This is a genomic window from Hymenobacter sp. GOD-10R, assembly GCF_035609205.1.
Classification (GTDB): Bacteria; Bacteroidota; Bacteroidia; order Cytophagales; family Hymenobacteraceae; genus Hymenobacter.
On record NZ_CP141184.1, the window covers coordinates 4442076 to 4460135 of the forward strand.

The following is an 18060-nucleotide window of genomic DNA, read 5'->3' on the forward strand; positions in this document are numbered from 1 at the left end:
CGTCTGTGCGCGCTCGGCGTGAGCAACTAGCAGTAATACAATTAACCTATCATACCTATTTTTCGACTACCTGCTCTAAATCACCCGATTATGTGATTGCGAGGTGCTAGAGCTACATGCTACTTTTGTGTCGTAGCTCAGCCCATAAGCTCGTTCGCCTAAGGACTTAGCCTACCTGCCCAACGTTATGCAGCGGGCAGACTACTGCTCTTGTTCCTGTTCCTACCTGCTATGAAAAACTTCAACTACAGAGCATTACACATTCAGCTACCGCATAGCCCTTGCCTAGATGGAGCACCTAGGTCTAGCTAGGTGCTGACGCCATTTGCTCAACGCGGCTAGTCTGATGATTGCCCTTTACTGCTTTTCCCGGCCCTAGCATCAGCCTTCTGGCTAACTAGCCTGCCCGCCTCTTCCTTCTGAACCTTGCTTCTCAGAGTCGTTTTCAAACGACTCCTGGCTCTCCTTTATCCACGCTTTTTTCCTATTTCTTTCCAGTGAAACCTTCTTTACGCCCCAGGCAACTAGTGGCTGTCGTGGCTGCTGTGTGCACACTCGGCGCTGCGCAAGCGCAAACCCCAACCAGGTCGTTCAAACCGGCCAAGCGCGACGCGGCGCCGGTAGAGCGCCCCCGCGCACAAGTCGTGATTGACGGAAGCGCAGCGGCGGCGCGCGCACCGCAGACCACCCCCAGCACCTCGCACCTCCAGACCCTGGTTCGCCCAGTAGCCACCGGCAACACGCTGCGTATTGTGCAGGCCACTCGCGCCCAAGATTCGGGCCTGCCGGTGATGCTGAAAGCAAGCTTCAAAGCCAATAACCGCGCGGCGAAGCCAATGACACCCGAAGCTGCCAGTTTCGCTTTCTTGCAGGAACTACGCACGGAGCTAGGGGTAGAGCAACCCGCGCAGGAGTTTCGGGTGGTAGACGCTACGCGCGACAACCTAGGTCAGACCCACGTACGCCTAAACCAAACCTGGAAAGGCCTGCCTGTGTACGGCTCCGAAATCGTGGTACACCTCGACGCGCAAGGGCAACCTAGCTTGCTCAGCGGCCGCTATTTCCGTTCGCCCGGCCAGCTCACCAACGTAACGCCAGCGCTGCCCGCTGCCACTGCTGCCACCCAAGCCGAAACCCAGCTGCGCACCAAAACCAAGGTGCAGACGCTTTCGGACGACGCCAAGCGCCTGCTGCACTACGCGGGACCTAGCTCGGAGCTGGTGATTTTCCACGCTACCCCGGGTAGTGCGCCGGTGCTGGCTTGGCACATCACTACGCGGCCCTCGTTGGTGCAGCGCTGGGAATCGTTTGTGGATGCGCGCACCGGCGCCGTGCTACAGCAATATGAGTCGTCGTGCACAGCCGACGGGCCTCGCACGGCTACGGGCGTTGACCTCAATGGCAAAACACAAAGCCTGCGCACCTACGAGTACAGCAGCAAATTTTACATGCTGGATGGCTCGCAGTCGATGTTCAACCTAGGTCAGTCGAAGCTCCCTGACGAGCCGGTGGGCGGCCTGCTCACCATCGACGCCAACAATACCTACGGCGAAAAAGCCGTCATTACCCACGTAAACAGTGCTAATAACACCTGGACGGCTGGTCAGAAATCGGCTATTTCGGCGCACTACAACGCGGGTATTGCTTACAACTATTACCGCAACACCCACAACCGCAATTCGCTCGATGGCCTAGGCGGCACCATGATTTCGATGGTGCGCGTGGCCGACGACGATGGCACCGGCCTCGACAATGCCTATTGGAACGGACGCTTTATTTCCTACGGCGAAGGCAACGTAGGCTTCTCGCCCCTGGCTGGTGGCCTCGATGTGGCCGGCCACGAAATGACCCACGGTGTAGTAGAAAAAACCGCTAACCTAGAATACAAAGGCCAAAGTGGCGCCCTGAACGAGAGCTTCGCTGACGTGTTTGGCGTGCTGATGGACCGCGACGACTGGACCATTGGCGAAGACGTAGTGAAACGCAGCACCTTCCCAAGCGGCTCGCTTCGCAACTTATCCGACCCGCACAACGGCGGTGCCAGTCTCAACGACCGGGGCTTTCAGCCGCGCACCATGAGCGAGCTGTACACCGGCTCGCAGGACAACGGCGGCGTGCACGTCAACAGCGGCATTCCGAACTGGGCGTTTTACAAGTTTGCCACCGCCATCGGTAAGGAGCATGCCGAGCAAGTATGGTACCGCACCCTGACCACCTACCTCACGCGTTCCTCGCAATTTCTGGACTTGCGCCTAGGCGTCATTCAGGCGGCCACCGACCTCTACGGGGCCAGCTCCAATGAAGTAAATGCCGCCCGCGCTGCCTTCGATGCGGTTGGTATTCTGAACGGTACTTCGCAACCGACACCCGGCCACAACCTGCCCATTAACCCTGGCCAGGATTACATCCTCTCCTACGACACCGACGCCAGCACCCAGGGTACGTGGTTCATCTCCAATACAGAAGCCTCCAATTTTGGCCGTCTCTCCAACACGGAAGCTATTTCAAAACCGAGCATCACCGACCAAGGCAACGCCGCTGTGTTCGTCGATGCCACCCACCGCATTCGGGCGCTTCAGCTCAGTAGCTCACCCATTGAGTCGATCGTGCAGAACCAGCCCATCTGGAGCAACGCCGTGATTTCGAAAGATGGTTCGAAGCTAGCTGCCGTGACGATGGCTAAGGACACGTCGATCTACGTCTTCAATCTGAAAACCAACCAGATTGCGCGCTACAAGCTGTACTTGCCAACCACAGCCGGCGGCCGCGCCACGGGCGTGATGTATGCCGACGCACTGGAATGGGACTACTCGGGCGAATACCTGATCTACGACTCCTTCAACGCCATCCGCAACGCGCAGGGCACCGCGCTCAGCTACTGGGACATCGGTTTCCTGCGGGTGTGGAACAACGCTCAAAACACCTGGGGCGACGGCCGCATCGAGAAGTTGGTGCAGAACCTACCCGATGGCATCAGCATCGGCAACCCCGTGCTAGCCAAGAACTCCCGTAACATCATGGCCTTCGATCTGCTCGATGACAATGGCGGTGACTACCCCTTCTACGTGATGGCTGCCAACTTAGAAACCAACGACATCAAACCCATTTTTGAGGAAAGTCAAGTAGCCGGCACACCGTCGTTCAGCAAAAACGACGACAAAATGCTCTTCACTGCCCTCAACATGGATGGCGACACGGTAGTGGCCGTAACAAGCCTGCAAACCAGCAAGATCGAGCCCGCCGGTAACCCCTCCGTACTTATTAAAGATGCAAAATGGGGCGTATGGTTTACCCAAGGGCAGCGCGTGCTGGCTACCGCACCCAAGACGCTGGAGCTCGCCGGTTTCGCCGCTTACCCCAACCCGACCCGCAACGAGCTGCACCTCGAAGCCGACCTAGCAGCCGAAGCCACTCTCTACGACCTTATGGGCCGCCCCGTGCGCACCGGATTGAAGATCACGCCCGGTCAGCGCAGTACTATTGATATCAGCAACCTAGCTTCGGGCACGTATTTGCTACGTGCCACTAACGGCCAACGCACCGCCACCCGCCAGATTATCAAGGAATAGGGCGCGCAACCTAGGTACCTCATGACACCCCGGATCGGCACTGGCTGGTTCGGGGTGGTTTGTTTGTACTATCTAGCTTTTGCTTGCATGTTTTACTTTTCCAAACCCTCCAATGGGTCACGTTGAAATGCTGCTTGAATAGCGGCTAACACAAAGTCAAGCTGTTCAAAAATCAGCTTATTTTCAAAACGTACTATGCGAATATGGAGACTCTGCAAATACAAAGTACGCTCAAAGTCGTGGGCCTCACCAGAGGTCGTGTAATGCCCTTGCCCGTCTAATTCAATAGCTAATCGTTCACTGGGGCAATAGAAATCCAACACGTACTTCCCTACGCTATGTTGGCGTCGAAACTTGCGGCCAGCCAGTTGGCCTCTTTGTAAAGCCCTCCATAAAGTAGCTTCAGCTGGAGTAAGACTATTTCGTAGCGCTTGGCGCGTGCTTTTTAAACCACCCTGATTGTGGTAAATATTATCCATAGAATAGAAGTTAAAATATCAGGCACCCAGAGCAAAGACTAGGCTAGCTCCCCTCCTTTTTTAAGGAGGGGTAGGGGGTGGTTAGCTAGAAAATTAGACCTAACCTGTCGTTCAACGAGAAGGACCACCCCCTACCCCCTCCTTAAAAAAGGAGGGGAGCTAGCCTAGTCTTTGCTTCTAGCACCTAGGTAACCAGCGACCAACTGCTCAGCAGGAGACTACAGGAGGCAACAACCCTCGTCTTGCTGCTACCTTCCGCTACAATACTTCCTTCTTTTCACCTTCGTGTACGGGCCCCATTTTGCAGATCGTTGCAAGCACGGTGCCTAGCTCTTTCCCCTCCCATGCAAAAGCCTTCTTTCCAGCGTCGTCTTGGATCTGCCCTTCCTGTGGTGAAGTTGCTTGTACTGTTCGGGTTGCTGGCCGCTTTTCAGAAGCCAAAGCGCCCTACCCTTTACCTCATCGGCGACTCGACGGTGCGCAACACCAACGCGCCGCAAATGGGATGGGGCAGCAAACTAGCTAGCTTCTTCGATACCACGCGGTTGGCTGTCGTCAACCGGGCCATGGCTGGGCGGAGCACCCGCACCTTCATTTCGGAGAAGCGCTGGACGAAGGTTGATTCCGTGCTCAAGCCCGGCGACTTCGTAATCATGCAATTTGGCCATAACGAAGGCAGCGCGCCAGATACCACGAAAGCTGGCCGGCGCGGCGTGCTCAAGGGCACCGGCGAGGAAACCAAGCAGCTCACCTGGCCCGACGGCCACCAGGAAACGGTGCACACCTACGGCTACTACCTGCGCAAGTTTGTGCGCGAAACCAAGGCCAAAGGAGCCACGCCCATTATTGCGTCCATGATTCCGCGCAATGAGTGGAAGGACGGTAAGGTGCAGCGCGCCAATAACGACTACGGCAAATGGGCCGCAGAAGTAGCCCAGCAGGAAGGCGTCGCCTTTATCGACCTCAATGGTATCACGGCCGATAAGTACGATAAGCTAGGTCCGGACGAGGTCAAGAAGTTCTTCCCCGGCGACCACACCCACACCAACGAAGCTGGTGCCCAAGTCAATGCCGCATCGGTAGTGGATGGCATTAAAGCCAATAAGAAGATTGCGCTCAACAAATACTTAGCGAAACGCTAGCCCTTTTCAGTTACCAGTTACCACCAAATTGAGTCACTGCTTTTGCTGATCCATATGCCCGAAAAATCCACCTTACCCCTATCGTCTTACGAACAGCTAGCCGGCACGACGCCACGCATGAGCACCACGACCAAACTAGTTGGGCTGCTTGGCACTATCGCGAGCATGTTGCTGCTCACGTTGCTGATCTGCTCTTTTACTCTCCCCAAAGCCTCTCCCAAACCTACCCTTTACCTTATCGGCGACTCGACGGTGAAGAATGGCAAAGGCAAGGGCGATGGCGGCCTGTGGGGCTGGGGCAACTACATTGGCGCCTACTTCGATACGACCCGCATTCACGTGGAGAATGACGCCCTCGGCGGCACCAGCAGCCGCACTTTTCAAACCCAAGGCCATTGGGAGAAAGTGTTGACCAAGATCAAACCTGGCGACTTCGTGATCATGCAGTTTGGCCACAACGACAATGGCCCCCTAGCCGATACGGCGCGGGCGCGTGGCACCATTAAAGGTGTAGGGGAGGAAAGCCAAGAAGTGTACAACCCCATCACCAAAAAGCAGGAAGTGGTGCACTCCTACGGTTGGTACATGCGCAAATTCATCAGCGAGGCTAAGGGCAAAGGGGCTACCACGGTGGTTTGCTCGCCCATTCCGCGCAACGGCTGGACAGCTGGCAAGGTGAACCGCGCCAGCACCGACTATGGCCAGTGGGCCGGCGAAGCGGCCAAGCAAGGCGGCGCTTTCTTCGTCGACCTCAACAAAATCATTGCCGACAAGTACGATCAAGAAGGCGAAGAGAAAGTGAAAGCCACCTACTTCAACACCACCGACCACACCCACACCATCGAAGCCGGTGCTAAGATGAACGCCACTGCCGTGGTGGAAGGCTTGCGCGAGCTCAAGAAGTGCCCGCTCACCAAGTACTTAGCGAAGAAATAGCCGCTACCTAGCTTACCGACCGCTGCTGCGGTTAGATAACATAGAAAACGAAAGAAGCCACCTAGCTAGGTGGCTTCTTTCGTTTTAGACTTGGTAAGGGCTAGGGTCGGCCGCCTGGTCGACCGCCCGGCCGGGCGCCGCCTTGTGGTGCGGCAGGCGCTGGCGTGGCTTGCTGGCCACCGCCTTCATTGCCGCCACTGTCACCGTCGCCCTTCACGTCGTCGTTCTCGATGGAGCGGCGGCGGCGGCGGGGTTGCTGCTGATCCACACCGATCTTACCGATGCGGTAGCTGAAGTTGATGCGCACGCCCGCATTGTAGAAGCTGGTCTTGGTCTTCTGGCTCAGGATGGGCGACGTGAGCTCAGAGTTCACCACGAAGGGGAAGTTGGCGAAGTTCTCACCCGAGAGGCCAATGCTGCCGCGCTTCTCGTTGAACTGCTTCCGGATACCTAGGTTGTAGAATGCAAACGTACCTTGGTAGCCTTGCAGCTGCACTTGGCGGCCACGGGCCCCACCAAACGCCTGAATAGTCCAGTCGTTCGGGAGCGTCAGGCTGCTGTTCAAGCGGCCCGAAATTACCCAGCCCGAGTTGGAAGCCCGGTAGATGGAGTTGGCCACGTTGTTGGTCAGATCAGCGTAGTACAGGTCGATGCCGCCCCCAATCTGCCATTTCGAGAAGAAGGTCGCGTTGGTGAACAGGTTAATACCGTAGTTGTCCTCGCGGCCGATGTTCTGGTAGCTCGTCCGGATGCCTTGCTGCAATACGGGGTTCACGGGGTCGTTCGAGCGGACGCTGAACGTGTCGCGCACGCTGGTGATGGAGTTGTTGGTGCGCCGTCCAAACACCGAAGCATTAATGTAGAACGCCTTCAGCTGGGTGCTGAACCCTATCTCCACGTTGTCGGTGAGTTCGGGGGCTAGGTACGGGTTACCGGTGGTAATGTTGGTAGGGTTGGCGAAGTTGGTGTTAGGGTTGAGGAACTGAATGCCCGGCCGCTGCAAACGGCGGTTGTAGCCGATTTTGATGGTCTGGCCCTTCTCGAAGCTCTTCGACAAGTTCACGCTCGGGATTAGCTTGCCGTAGTTCGGAATGGTGCCGAGCGCGCCCTCTGAGTTGTTGCTGAAGCGCGCGTCGATAAACGTGTATTCGTAGCGAGCACCAGCTTTCAGCGTGTACTTGGTCTTTGTGGTGTAGGTGTAAGTCAGGTAACCAGCCGTGATGTTTTGGTCGTAGTTCAGGGAGTTGCTGAGGCGGCTAGCATCTGTTTGCTCCACACCCGTAGCCCGCTGGGTCTGATAGTAGTTGTAGTCGCTATTCACCTGCCGGAAAATGCCCTTGCCACCGAATTCCAGCAACTGATTTTTCTGCAACGGCGTCGAATAGTCGACCTGAATCGTGGATTCCTGGTTGTAGCTCTCGTTGTTGTTGCGCTGCCCGCTCAGGATGTCGTTGGTCAGCAGGTCGGCCACGAAGTTGTTCGTACGGTTGTTGCGGCTGTACAAACCGAGGATGCTGAGCTCTTTCTGCGGCGCGTAGGTGTAGGTATAGGTCAGGTTAGCATCGACGGTGCCCGACAAGTCCTTCGTTTGCACGTCGCGGATGTTCCCGCTCTGGTACGTGTTCGAAGGCAGCAGGAACGTTTTGGTAATCAGGTTATCCTGGTTCGTGGTGTTGTTACGCACCCCGTAGCGGATGTTGGCCGTCAACGACGACTTCTCCGTGATATCGTAATCCCAACCCAGCTGGTAGTTGCCAAACAGGCCCCGGTTGCGTGTGTCCGCCGTCTGAATCGTGTTCAGGCTGTTGGTGGTGCCTACCGTGGTTTGGTTGTTATTAAACGAGCCGCGCACATTGTACTGACTCCGGCCGAAGCCCCCTAGGTTGAAGCCCATCTTGCCCTTGCGGTAGTTACCGTTCAGGTTTAGGCTAGCACCCCGGTTGCCGGCGCCCACGTCTACGTTCAGGGTTTTGCCGGCCAGGGTGTTCTTCTTGGTCACGATGTTGATGATACCCGCGGAGCCTTCGGCGTCGTACTTGGCCGAGGGCGAGGTAATCACCTCCACCGTCTGGATCAGATCGGCCGGAATCTGCTTCAGGGCGTCGGCCACCGAGCTAGCCACGATGGTACTGGGCTTGTTGTTGATGAGCACCGTCACGTTGGAGGAGCCGCGCAGCGTCACGTTGCCGTCGAGGTCCACCGCCAGTAGCGGCACTTTCCGCATGATATCGGTGGCGTCGCCGCCCTTAGCCGTCACGTCTTGGTCGGCGTTATAGATCAAGCGGTCTACCTTTTCCTCGATCAACTGCTTCTGGCCCTGCACCACTACTTCGCCAAGCTGCTGCGTAGTGGCACCTAGCTCAATGGTACCTTGGTTGAGCGTGCCACCCCGTTCCGTCACGACCACCGAGCCGCGCTCTACGGTTTTGTAGCCCAAGAAGCTAACCTGAAGCTGATAGGTGCCGGCCGCTACCTTGCTGATATTGAACTTGCCATTGTCGTCGCAAGAAGCGCCGTCGATGGGTTTGCCCGTGGCCGTATTGATTAGAGCTACGGTGGCAAACGGCACGGGTTTCTTGGTCGCAGCGTCCACCACGGTACCCGTGATTCTGCCGCTGCCGGCCGCCGCCGATGCACCCGACAGTACCGCTTGCGTGGGCTGCGGCGGCGTGCCAGTGGGCGCGCCCGCCGGCCCTTGTGCCAAGGCAGAGTAGCTAGCTAATGTTAAAACAGATAAAATCTTTTTCATGGGTTGCTTAACCAGCCACAAAGGTGGGCTTAACGTGAAGGGGAAGGGTGAATAAGTGCTGGAAGTGGCGAGCCATACGACGGAATAGGGCAGGTAACCGTTGCAGCCGAGCAGCTCGTGGAATCGTATTTATTTCTTGCGCTGCGTACGACAAAACAACAGGGCGGGTGCAGGCCGTGAAGTCGAAGTAGACCGCGCGGTCGGGAATGCCGATGGAAGGCGCTTTTCCACCGTTGTAGCTACTGTCGATTCGGGCGGGTGGGAGCCCCCAGCCAAGTCTTACCGTTTTGCTTACGTAGTCTGCTGATTTTGTGACGTTCTTGCTCTTCGTCTGCCCGCAAAAAAGTACCGCCGGTCGGTAGATTCGGGCTCGTGGCCGGTCGGCGTGAAGCTTCTGAAAAGCTCACCGTAAGTTTGTCTACTGGTTCTCCGTGCTGTATCCCTTTCCTTCCCCAAAATGGCTTCTTCGTCGTTGCGACGCTATGTATCGCCCTTAACTCATGCACTGGTCTGGAGTGTATTTGGCTTAGCGCTCGTCCTGTTCCAGCCACGCTGGCACCCCCTACCGATACAATTCTGGATTAAGCAGGCGAGCTTATTTTTTATCTGGATTGGCTTGTTTTACCTGAACTCGCTGGTGTGGGTACCTAGGCTGTTGTTTCGCGAGCGTACCCTGTGGTTTATTCTGGTGGGGTTGTCCTTTACCGTGGCCATCTGCTTTTTCAGCTACCAGCTTGAACACTTGCTGCACTTGCCGGAGCTCTTTCAGAAGCTGATGCGCCCGAACGGCCCACCGCGCCCGCCGCGCTTTGTCGACCTAGGTACGCTGCTAATCACGCTGCTGGTACTCGGCATCAGCACCAGCACCACGGTGGTGCAGAAGTGGCAGCACGATGCCCAGCTGCGGCAGGAGCTGGAGCAGCAACGCACCAAAACCGAGCTGTCGTTTTTGAAGGCCCAGATCAACCCGCACTTCTTCTTCAACACGCTTAATAACATCTATGCTCTCACGGCCATCAACGTAGAGCTAGCCCGTCAGGCCTTACATACGCTTTCCCGCATGATGCGCTACGTGCTCTACGAAACGCAGGCTAGCACAACGCTGCTCAGCCAAGAAATTGCTTTTTTACAGGATTACATGGCCCTGATGCAATTGCGCCTGACGGATAAAGTAACCGTCACGTTCAGCAAACCCGAGCCACTGCACGATGTGCCCGTGGCGCCTATGCTCCTGCTTCCATTCGTGGAAAACGCTTTTAAGCATGGCGTAAGCGCCACGCAGCCTAGCCAGATTCACGTGAGCGTGCAGCAGTGTGGCACCGAACTAGCGTTGGAAGTGCGCAACACGCTTTTCCCCAAAAAAGCGCTCAGTCTCGACACTGGCAGTGGCATCGGACTGACGAACACCCGCCGCCGCCTCGACCTGCTCTACCCCGAACGCTACCACCTGACCACCACCGAAGCCACCAGCGACAACGAGTTTCAGGTGATGTTGACCTTGCAGGTACCGTAGAAAGCTAAAGCTAGAAGCTCCCCTCCTTTTTTAAGGAGGGGTTAGGGGGTGGTTAGCTAGAGCGAGAAAACTAGAATTAGCTTACCGTTCAACGACAAGGAACCACCCCCGACCCCTCCTTAAGAAAGGAGGGGAGCTTCTAACCCTAACTATCCTCTGGCTGCTCTTGCTTTGCTGACAGCTCTATTTTAATGAGAGCATTACGTAGCTACTCAATTACTCTGTTACTCTTTCTATGACGTTGAATTGTATTGCCGTCGACGACGAGCCGTTAGCCCTCGGGATGGTTTGCGCTTTTATTGAGCAAACGCCTTTTCTGAATCTGGTAGGCCGCTACAGCAGCGCCGTAGAGGCCCTGCGTGGGCTACAGGAACAAGCCGTTGACTTGATTTTTCTGGATATTCAAATGCCTGACCTTACGGGTATTGAGTTGGCGCGAGTGCTCGACAAGGGCAAGCCGGGCCTAGGTCCGCGCATTATCTTCACCACCGCCTTCCACCAGTTTGCTCTCGATGGCTACAAGGTCGACGCGCTCGATTATCTGGTCAAACCCTTCAACTATGAGGAGTTTTTGCGCGCCGCTACTAAGGCCCAATCGTATGCCGAGGTGCTGCACTTACCTAGCTCCGCTCCTACCCTGCCCCCGCCCGCCGCGCCAGAACCCGAAGAAGAGTTTCTGTTTCTGAAAGTGGAGTACCAGCTGGTGCGCGTTGCTTTTCGCGAAATCCTGTACATCGAAGGGCTGAAGGATTACGTGAAGGTGCACCTCGCCGACGGCTCGAAGCCGCTGCTTTCGCTCACGAGCCTAAAAGCGTTGGAAGACAAGCTACCCGCCCGCTACTTCATGCGTATTCACCGGTCTTTTATCGTGGCTTTGGATAAGATTCGGGCGGTAACGCGCAACACCGTACAGATCGGCTCCGCTACTATCTCCGTCGGCGACCAGTACAAGGAAACGTTCAACCAGTTCCTCAGCCGCTGGACGTAAAGCGAGCCTGCACCTCAGTCCGACCTATTAGGAATTGGACCAGTATCATTGCACGACTCGCACCTACCGGTCCGACGCCCTAGGCGTCGGACCGGTAAGTGCGAGAACGAGTTGTTAGAACGACAATCGCCCGCCTAGCTTTTGCAGCCGAATTCAGCCGACAACCGGTCGGACGCTTAGGGCGTCGGACCGGCAGGTGCGAGTCGTGCAGCGACAAACGAGTTGTGGCGAGCTCCTACAGTTCTATCCGAAACTGCGTGCGGCCGTTCGGCTTCGTTTCCAGGCTAAAGTGGAAGCCGTGCTGCAGGAGAATATCCCGAATCAGCGTGAGGCCAATGCCTTGGCCGTCGCGCTTGGTGCTGAAGAAGGGCGTGAACAGGCGCGGGGCCACTTCGGCCGGAATGCCAGGTCCGTCGTTTTCAATGCTGATGCTTAGGGGTTGCGCTGTGGTGCTCACCCACAGGTTACCGTCTTGGCCAATGGCTTCCAGGGCGTTCTTACCGATGTTAAGCAGAGCTTGCTCCAGCTGCTGCGCGTCGAGGTTAGCGAACAGCGGGCCGGAAGCTAGGTTCCAGTGCCACTTGATGTTGCGCTTTTCACTCTGCACCTGCAACAGCCGACACGTCGACTTCAGCAGCTCGTGCACATCAGTGGGTCGCGGCGTGGGCGCAGGCAGGCGCACGAGGTTGGCGAAGCCCGCAATAAAGTTGGCGAGGTGCGTATTCCGGTTGATAGAAACGTCCAAGGCCTCGGTGAAGTCCGGCTGGTCGTCGGCACTGAGCTGCGGGGCGTAGTAGTGGAAGGATTGCAGAATCGAGTTGACGGCGCCGATAGAGTTGTTTATCTCGTGCGACATCATCCGAATCAGCTTCTCGTACGCCTGCTTTTCCTGCCGGATTAGCTCCTGGGTCAGCTCTTCAAGCAAGATGAAATAGCGCGTAAAACCCCGATCCAGGAAGTGCGAGGTGCTGGCCCGGTAGGTTTGCAGCCCCGAGAGCTGCACTAGCTGCGGCTGTCCCGGCTGCAACACCCCGAGCTGCCGGCCCCACTCGCCCGGCAGCTCAGCGGGCTTCTTGCCAACCAGTTCGGCGGAGCCTAGGTGCAGGCACTGCTCAGCAGCAGGATTCAACCCCTCAATCTTGCCGTCGAAATTCAGCAGCAGAATACCGGCGGGCGAGGCGGCAATCAGGCGCTCAAGCAAAAAGCTTTTCTCCTGCTGGGTTACGCGCTCCTGCCGCAGCTCGTCAATCATTGTGTTGTAGGTGTCAATGAGTTGATCCATCTCGGTCTGACCAACCGGGAGGAACTTCATAGTAAAATCCCGGTCACGGATGGCTTCGGTACCGGCGGCAATTAGGTTCAGAGGGCGCACAAAGCCGCGGTACAGCTGCACGCTGATATACGCCGTGCCCAGCAGCAGCACCTCCGTGGCAATGAACAGCCACATGTTGGACTCCCGAAATTGAAAAGCTAGCCCCGCAATAGCGACGTGGATGAGTACGACGAACAGAATGTACTTGGCGCGGAGGGTCATGCCTGCAAGAACGGTGTTGAGACACATACTTGTGTCTCCTCGTTGCTGATGTTGTTTAGCTAGGTAAGTGGCTCCGGTCGTTCAACGACGAGACACAAGTAGGTGTCGCTACTGCGCGGCATCGTACGGAATGTTAAACTTCTCTAAGCGTCGGTACAAGGCCCCGCGGCTCAACCCTAGCGCTTTGGCCACGCGCGAGAGGTTGCCGGAATAAAAATCCACCGTTTTGCGGATCATTTGGGCTTCCATCTCGTCGAGCGTCATCAAGCCTACGGCGGGCAACTCGCCCGGTTCGGGGGCTTTTGCGGTGCTGCGCTGAGCTTGGGCCTGAAAGTCCTCGGGGCCTAGCTCGTCTTTGCCGCTCACCAACACGGCCCGCTCCACTAAGTTCTTCAGTTCCCGAATATTGCCGGGCAAGGCTTGCTCGCGCAGCCAGTGCAAGGCACGGGTATTTACCTTGAGCGCCGGCCGGTTGTAGGTGGTGCGCAGATTATTGACGAAGTGCTGAGCCAGCAGCGGCACATCGTCGGGCCGCTCGCGCAAGCCGGGCAGGCGCACCGTGATGAGGTTGATGCGGTAGAAGAGGTCTTCACGGAAGCGGCCTTCGCGCACTTCCTGGGCTAGGTCGCGGTTGGTGGCACAAATCACCCGGATATCGAGGGAGCGGCTGCGCGAGTCGCCGAGCACTTCGTAGGTGCGGTCTTGGAGCACGCGCAGCAGCTTCACTTGGCTACCTAGGTCGAGCTCGCCTATTTCATCGAGGAAAATGGTGCCGCCATTGGCCATTTCAAAGCGGCCCTGGCGATCGGCCTTGGCATCGGTGAAGGCCCCGCGCCGGTGGCCAAACATTTCACTTTCAAACAGCGACGCCGAAATACCACCTAGGTTCACCTTCACAAAGGGCTTATTGCGCCGGTGTGAGTTCTGGTGAATAGCTTCCGCAATCAGCTCCTTGCCTGTGCCCGACTCTCCTTCGATCAGCACCGAGGCATCAGTGGCGGCCACTTGCCCTACGTTGCGCAACACGTGCAGCAGTTGCGCATCCTGCCCCACGATGTTCTTGAAATTGAATTGCTTATCCAGTTGGCGCCGACCTAGGCTCACTTCATCGGCTGGGGGCGCTTGAGAGCTAGCTTCGGCCAAGCTGAGGCTAGTGCGGATGGTTTGCAGCAGCGCCTCGTTGTTCCAGGGCTTGGTCACGAACTCGGCGGCGCCGGCTTTCATGCCTTCCACTGCCAAGCTAATCGAGCCCCAACCGGTGATGAGGATAACTGGCACCTTGGGAGCTAGCTCCTTTACCTGCCCAAGCAGCCGCAAGCCATCTTGGCCGGAGGTGTCGAGCGAGTAGTTCATATCCATGAGCACGAGCTGCGGGGCGGCTTCGCGCACAAAGCGCAACGCTTCTTCAGGGGAGGCTACCGCTTTGGCTGCATAGCCAGCCTGTTTGAGGAGCAGCCCTAACGAGGTGCGCACGGCAATATCGTCGTCGACAATGAGGATCATGGTGGAAAGGAAGGTAGGCGAAGGACGGAATTTGTCGCGGCAAAGAGAAGCGCGGCGGGGCGGAGTTTTATGCAGCCGGCACCTAGGTTGCCTAGGGGCTGCCAAAAGCGTACTACTCCTCGCGTAGCGACACGGCAGGCTGGATACCGGCCGCAATTCGGCTGGGCTGGAAGGCGCACACGGCCGTTAGGGTGTAAATCAGGATGGCAGCTAGGGCAATAGACATCACATACACCGGCGTCTCGACGCCGAATACTCCCAGCAGCGGAAATTGTACCGCCAGCAGCATCCCTCCCATCACCCCTAGAGTCGTCACGACCAGCATCTCGCCCAAAAATTGCGTACTGATACCTGCTCCAGTAGCGCCCATGGCCCGACGCAGGCCGATTTCGGCTTTGCGCTGGTTGATGTTGTACCACAACACGCCGAACAAACCAAGCGCCACGTTGATGATCAGGAACAGCGCCACCACCCCGAGGGCCACCAGTGGCGTCAGCATGATTTTGAGCTTGTCGTGGCGGTTTTCTTCCAGGGTGTTCACCTTGGCTATCCAACCCTTCGAAATGTCTTTGATGTCTTTTACTACTTGCTGCTCCAGCACGGCGCCGCTGCCCGGCTGCACCCGCACCAGCAGCGTGGGCATCTCATAAGCGCCCAGCACAGCCGAATCTTGCAGAATGCGGCGGTCGAAGACGGCTGGATCGTTGCCAGCGAAGTCGCTGCCCGAGCGGTAGGCTTCTATCACGCCAATCACCTGCCATTCCCGTTTGCCGTCGCTCGTGACGAGCACCTTGCCCACCGGCGACTCCTCGCCGAAAAGCTTTTTGGCAAATTTCTGGTTCACGACGACGGGCGGGCGGGTGGCTGCGGCGTCGCGGCGGTCGAACCAGCGGCCGGCTACTAGCTTAGGGCGCAACACTTTCACCAGCTCGTCGTCGGCGTCGTAGCGCTCGGTCAGCGGCCCCTCTTTCCCTTTGTAGGTGTACTGGTTGGTGTTCATCGTGCTGAACGAAAAGGGCGTGTTGGAGCTGGCACTCGTGACGGCCACTACGCCGGGCGTGTTCTGCAAGCGGCGCATTATCTGGCTCACCTTCTCAGTGCGATTGAGCGTGTCTTGACCGGGGTTCACGACCAGCTCCCACACGTTGTTGTACTCAAAACCGAGGGGCTGCCGGTAGTTATAGTAGTTGCTCACCAGCAACACACTCACGGCGAAGAGCACGAAAAACGACAGCAGAATCTCGCTCATCAGCAAGAAGTTGGACCGCTTACGATTCCAGATCAAAATAAAAAGATGGCGTATCATGGGAGTGACTGAGTAGCTGAGTGACTGAGTGACTGAGATACTAGGCTAGCTGATTGGTTGAGTGTTGTCATCTTAACAGTCACTCAGCCACTCAGTGCGTAGCCACTCAGTCACTCTATATTATTTGTCGCTGCCTTTTAGGGCTTGCACGGGCTGGAGGCGCGACATTTTGAAGGCGGGGTACACGCCGGATACCACGCCGAAAATTAGCGTGACGAGTAAGGCCCAACCGAAAATGCGCCAGTTCAACTCGAAGTGAGCGTAGGCCAATAGGTCGGAGCCGCCGATAAGCTGTAGCGCCACATAGGCGAGCCCCAGGCCGGCTATCCCCCCAAGGGTCGTGAGGAAGATGTTCTCGACCAAGAATTGCCCCACCAACGTGCCGCCAGTAGCGCCGAAGGCTTTGCGCACCCCAATTTCGGAGGAGCGCTCCATGATGCGGCTCACGTTGATATTCACTAAGTTCAGGGCCGGCAACAGCATGAACAACAGCGCTATGCCCCCCACGATAGAGTAGAAAATAGCAAGCCCATCATTTTCAGGGTCGTTAGTGAACTGCCGAAACGCCTGCCGCGTGAAGATGGCGGCTAGCAAGGGGTCGGCAAAGAAGTTCAAGCGCTTCATGTTCTTGGGATCGGGCAATGGGATATTGCGCACAACCCGCTGAAATTCAGCCTGCACATTAGGCAAGTCAGCCACGCTTTTGGCCGTGATGATGGCAAGGTAGTCGCCGCTGAGGCCTACGCGTTGTAGGTCGTCGGGCCCCGTTGTGACGGGCACCCACACGTCGGCGTAGGAAATGAAGCGCATGGCGGGCACATCTTCTACCACGCCCTGCACCCGATAGCCAATCTGATTTATCTCGATGGTGCGTCCTATGACGCCCTGGTCCGTGCCGAAGTATTGCCGAGCGGTACTCTGGTTAATCACTGCCACCCGAGCGGCGCCTTTCACTTCAGTATCACCGAAGGCCTTACCCTGTAAGAACTTAAAATCTAGCACCTTCCAAAACGCAGCATCGGTGTAGCGTAGGTCGAGGTCGAGTTTGCGGTTGCCGACGTAGCTAGGGGTAGCGTGGAAGTTGGAGGCAATGGCCACGCTCTCCGGCGTGCGCAGGGTGCGCACATATTTGTTCAGCACGTAGTAGCTCGGCGGGGTATTCATGTTGCCCTCGTCCTTGAACTTAACGTGCACAAACTGCGCGAACAGCATACGGTCGAGATTCGTTTCGGGGGCGTGGGCGCCGAACGTATGGTCGAACATGGCCACCACAATCAGCAGCACCATCAGCGTGAAGCTGATACCGAATAAGCTAATAAAGGTGAAAAACTTGCGTCGCAAGAGCACCTTCCAGGCGAGTTTCAAGTAGCTGAGAAGCATACGGTGAAATAGTAAAATAGTGAGTTGGTGAGTTCAGGAGGCGGCGGAATGGTGTTGTTGAATAGTTAACCCTCTATTTCACCACCTCACCATTTCACCATTTAGCTGACCTGGCTGCCGTCGAAGAAGCGGATAAGGCGCTCGGTTTTGTGAGCCATGTTTTCGTCGTGCGTCACCATCACGATGGTAGTACCCTCGTGGCGGTTCAGACCTAGCAACAGGTCCATGATTTCGTCGCCCATCACTGAGTCGAGGTTACCGGTGGGTTCGTCGGCCAAGATGATTTCGGGGGCGCCAGCTAAGGCACGGGCAATGGCTACTCGCTGGCGCTGACCGCCAGAAAGCTGGCTGGGGAAGTGCCGGGTGCGGGCGCTCAGACCCACTTTGTCGAGAGAGGCGTGGGCGCGCTGCCGCCGTTCCTTGCCGCTCAGGCCCGCCCGATAAAGCAAGGGCAGCTCCACGTTGTCGAGCACCGAGAGGTCGTTGATGAGGTGGAAGCTCTGGAAGATAAAGCCGATTTTGTGGTTGCGCAGGCGGGCTAGCTCTTTGTCCGAGTAGCTGGTCACGGGCCGGCTGTCGATTTCGATGGTGCCGCCGGTGGGCTCGTCGAGCAGCCCCATCAAACTCAGCAGCGTCGATTTGCCGCACCCCGAAGGTCCCATCACCGACACAAACTCGCCCTTATTGATGGTCAGGTTCACACGGTTCAGCGCCACTGTCTCAATGGTATCGGTCTGGTATACTTTCTCAATGTCGACGAGCTTGATCATAGGAGTGTTCTTTAGCGAGACAGGATTGGCAGCGTTCGTCAGCAGGGCATTCTTGGTCAGGGTTGGTTCCATGGGATAGCACAGTTTGTTTTCGAGGCTTAGAATTTAGAGGAAGTAGGTTGCAGGCAGCACGGGTGAAAGCTGGGTTAGCTCATTGTCCGCTTTTATGCTGCATTGAAGCACTTGCCCAT

The 18060-nt window shown here is 56.9% G+C and carries 12 protein-coding genes; 5 read left to right on the forward strand and 7 right to left on the reverse strand.

Annotation, left to right across the window (positions count from 1 at the left end; all coding sequences use genetic code 11):
• Window positions 1–497 precede the first annotated feature (497 nt).
• Entirely contained in the window at window positions 498–3569 is a 3072-nt protein-coding gene (locus SD425_RS17665; RefSeq protein ID WP_324671270.1) for a M4 family metallopeptidase, read from the forward strand.
• Between the two features lie 92 nt (window positions 3570–3661).
• Here SD425_RS17665 and SD425_RS17670 read toward each other — a convergent pair whose 3' ends face one another.
• Entirely contained in the window at window positions 3662–4048 is a 387-nt protein-coding gene (locus tag SD425_RS17670) for an endonuclease domain-containing protein (protein WP_324671271.1), read from the reverse strand.
• Window positions 4049–4392: 344 nt separating this feature from the next.
• On the opposite strand from SD425_RS17670, the gene SD425_RS17675 reads away from it, so the two are divergent.
• Both SD425_RS17675 and SD425_RS17680 read left to right on the forward strand, forming a co-directional pair.
• Window positions 4393–5190: a rhamnogalacturonan acetylesterase gene (locus tag SD425_RS17675; RefSeq protein ID WP_324671272.1), complete on the forward strand. Its 798-nt coding sequence runs from the start codon at window positions 4393–4395 to the stop codon at window positions 5188–5190.
• A 54-nt stretch (window positions 5191–5244) separates the two neighbouring features.
• Window positions 5245–6126, forward strand: a complete 882-nt coding sequence (locus SD425_RS17680) for a rhamnogalacturonan acetylesterase (RefSeq protein WP_324671273.1) — start codon at window positions 5245–5247, stop codon at window positions 6124–6126.
• Window positions 6127–6226: 100 nt separating this feature from the next.
• Here the strand turns inward: SD425_RS17680 and SD425_RS17685 are convergent, their stop codons facing one another.
• Window positions 6227–8875, reverse strand: a complete 2649-nt coding sequence (locus SD425_RS17685; RefSeq protein WP_324671274.1) for a TonB-dependent receptor domain-containing protein — start codon at window positions 8873–8875, stop codon at window positions 6227–6229.
• A 457-nt stretch (window positions 8876–9332) separates the two neighbouring features.
• Between SD425_RS17685 and SD425_RS17690 the strand changes: the two genes are divergently transcribed.
• Window positions 9333–10388 (forward strand): sensor histidine kinase, encoded by a 1056-nt coding sequence (locus SD425_RS17690; RefSeq protein WP_324671275.1) that lies wholly within the window; start codon window positions 9333–9335, stop codon window positions 10386–10388.
• 235 nt (window positions 10389–10623) lie between these two features.
• Entirely contained in the window at window positions 10624–11376 is a 753-nt protein-coding gene (locus SD425_RS17695) for a LytTR family DNA-binding domain-containing protein (protein ID WP_324671276.1), read from the forward strand.
• A 235-nt stretch (window positions 11377–11611) separates the two neighbouring features.
• Here SD425_RS17695 and SD425_RS17700 read toward each other — a convergent pair whose 3' ends face one another.
• The 5 genes from SD425_RS17700 to SD425_RS17720 form a co-directional block, all read right to left on the reverse strand.
• Window positions 11612–12937: a sensor histidine kinase gene (locus SD425_RS17700; RefSeq protein WP_324671277.1), complete on the reverse strand. Its 1326-nt coding sequence runs from the start codon at window positions 12935–12937 to the stop codon at window positions 11612–11614.
• A gap of 81 nt (window positions 12938–13018) precedes the next feature.
• Window positions 13019–14413 carry a sigma-54 dependent transcriptional regulator gene (locus tag SD425_RS17705; RefSeq protein ID WP_324671278.1) on the reverse strand — a complete coding sequence of 465 codons (1395 nt, stop codon included), beginning with the start codon at window positions 14411–14413 and terminating at the stop codon, window positions 13019–13021.
• Between the two features lie 112 nt (window positions 14414–14525).
• On the reverse strand, window positions 14526–15719 hold the full coding sequence (locus tag SD425_RS17710) for an ABC transporter permease (protein ID WP_324671279.1): 1194 nt from the start codon (window positions 15717–15719) through the stop codon (window positions 14526–14528).
• A gap of 120 nt (window positions 15720–15839) precedes the next feature.
• Complete coding sequence (locus SD425_RS17715; protein WP_324671280.1) at window positions 15840–17099, reverse strand: ABC transporter permease; 1260 nt, start codon at window positions 17097–17099, stop codon at window positions 15840–15842.
• 101 nt (window positions 17100–17200) lie between these two features.
• A complete protein-coding gene (locus SD425_RS17720) occupies window positions 17201–17869 on the reverse strand; it encodes an ABC transporter ATP-binding protein (RefSeq protein WP_324679562.1) in 669 nt (222 codons plus the stop codon).
• Between the last annotated feature and the right edge of the window lie 191 nt (window positions 17870–18060).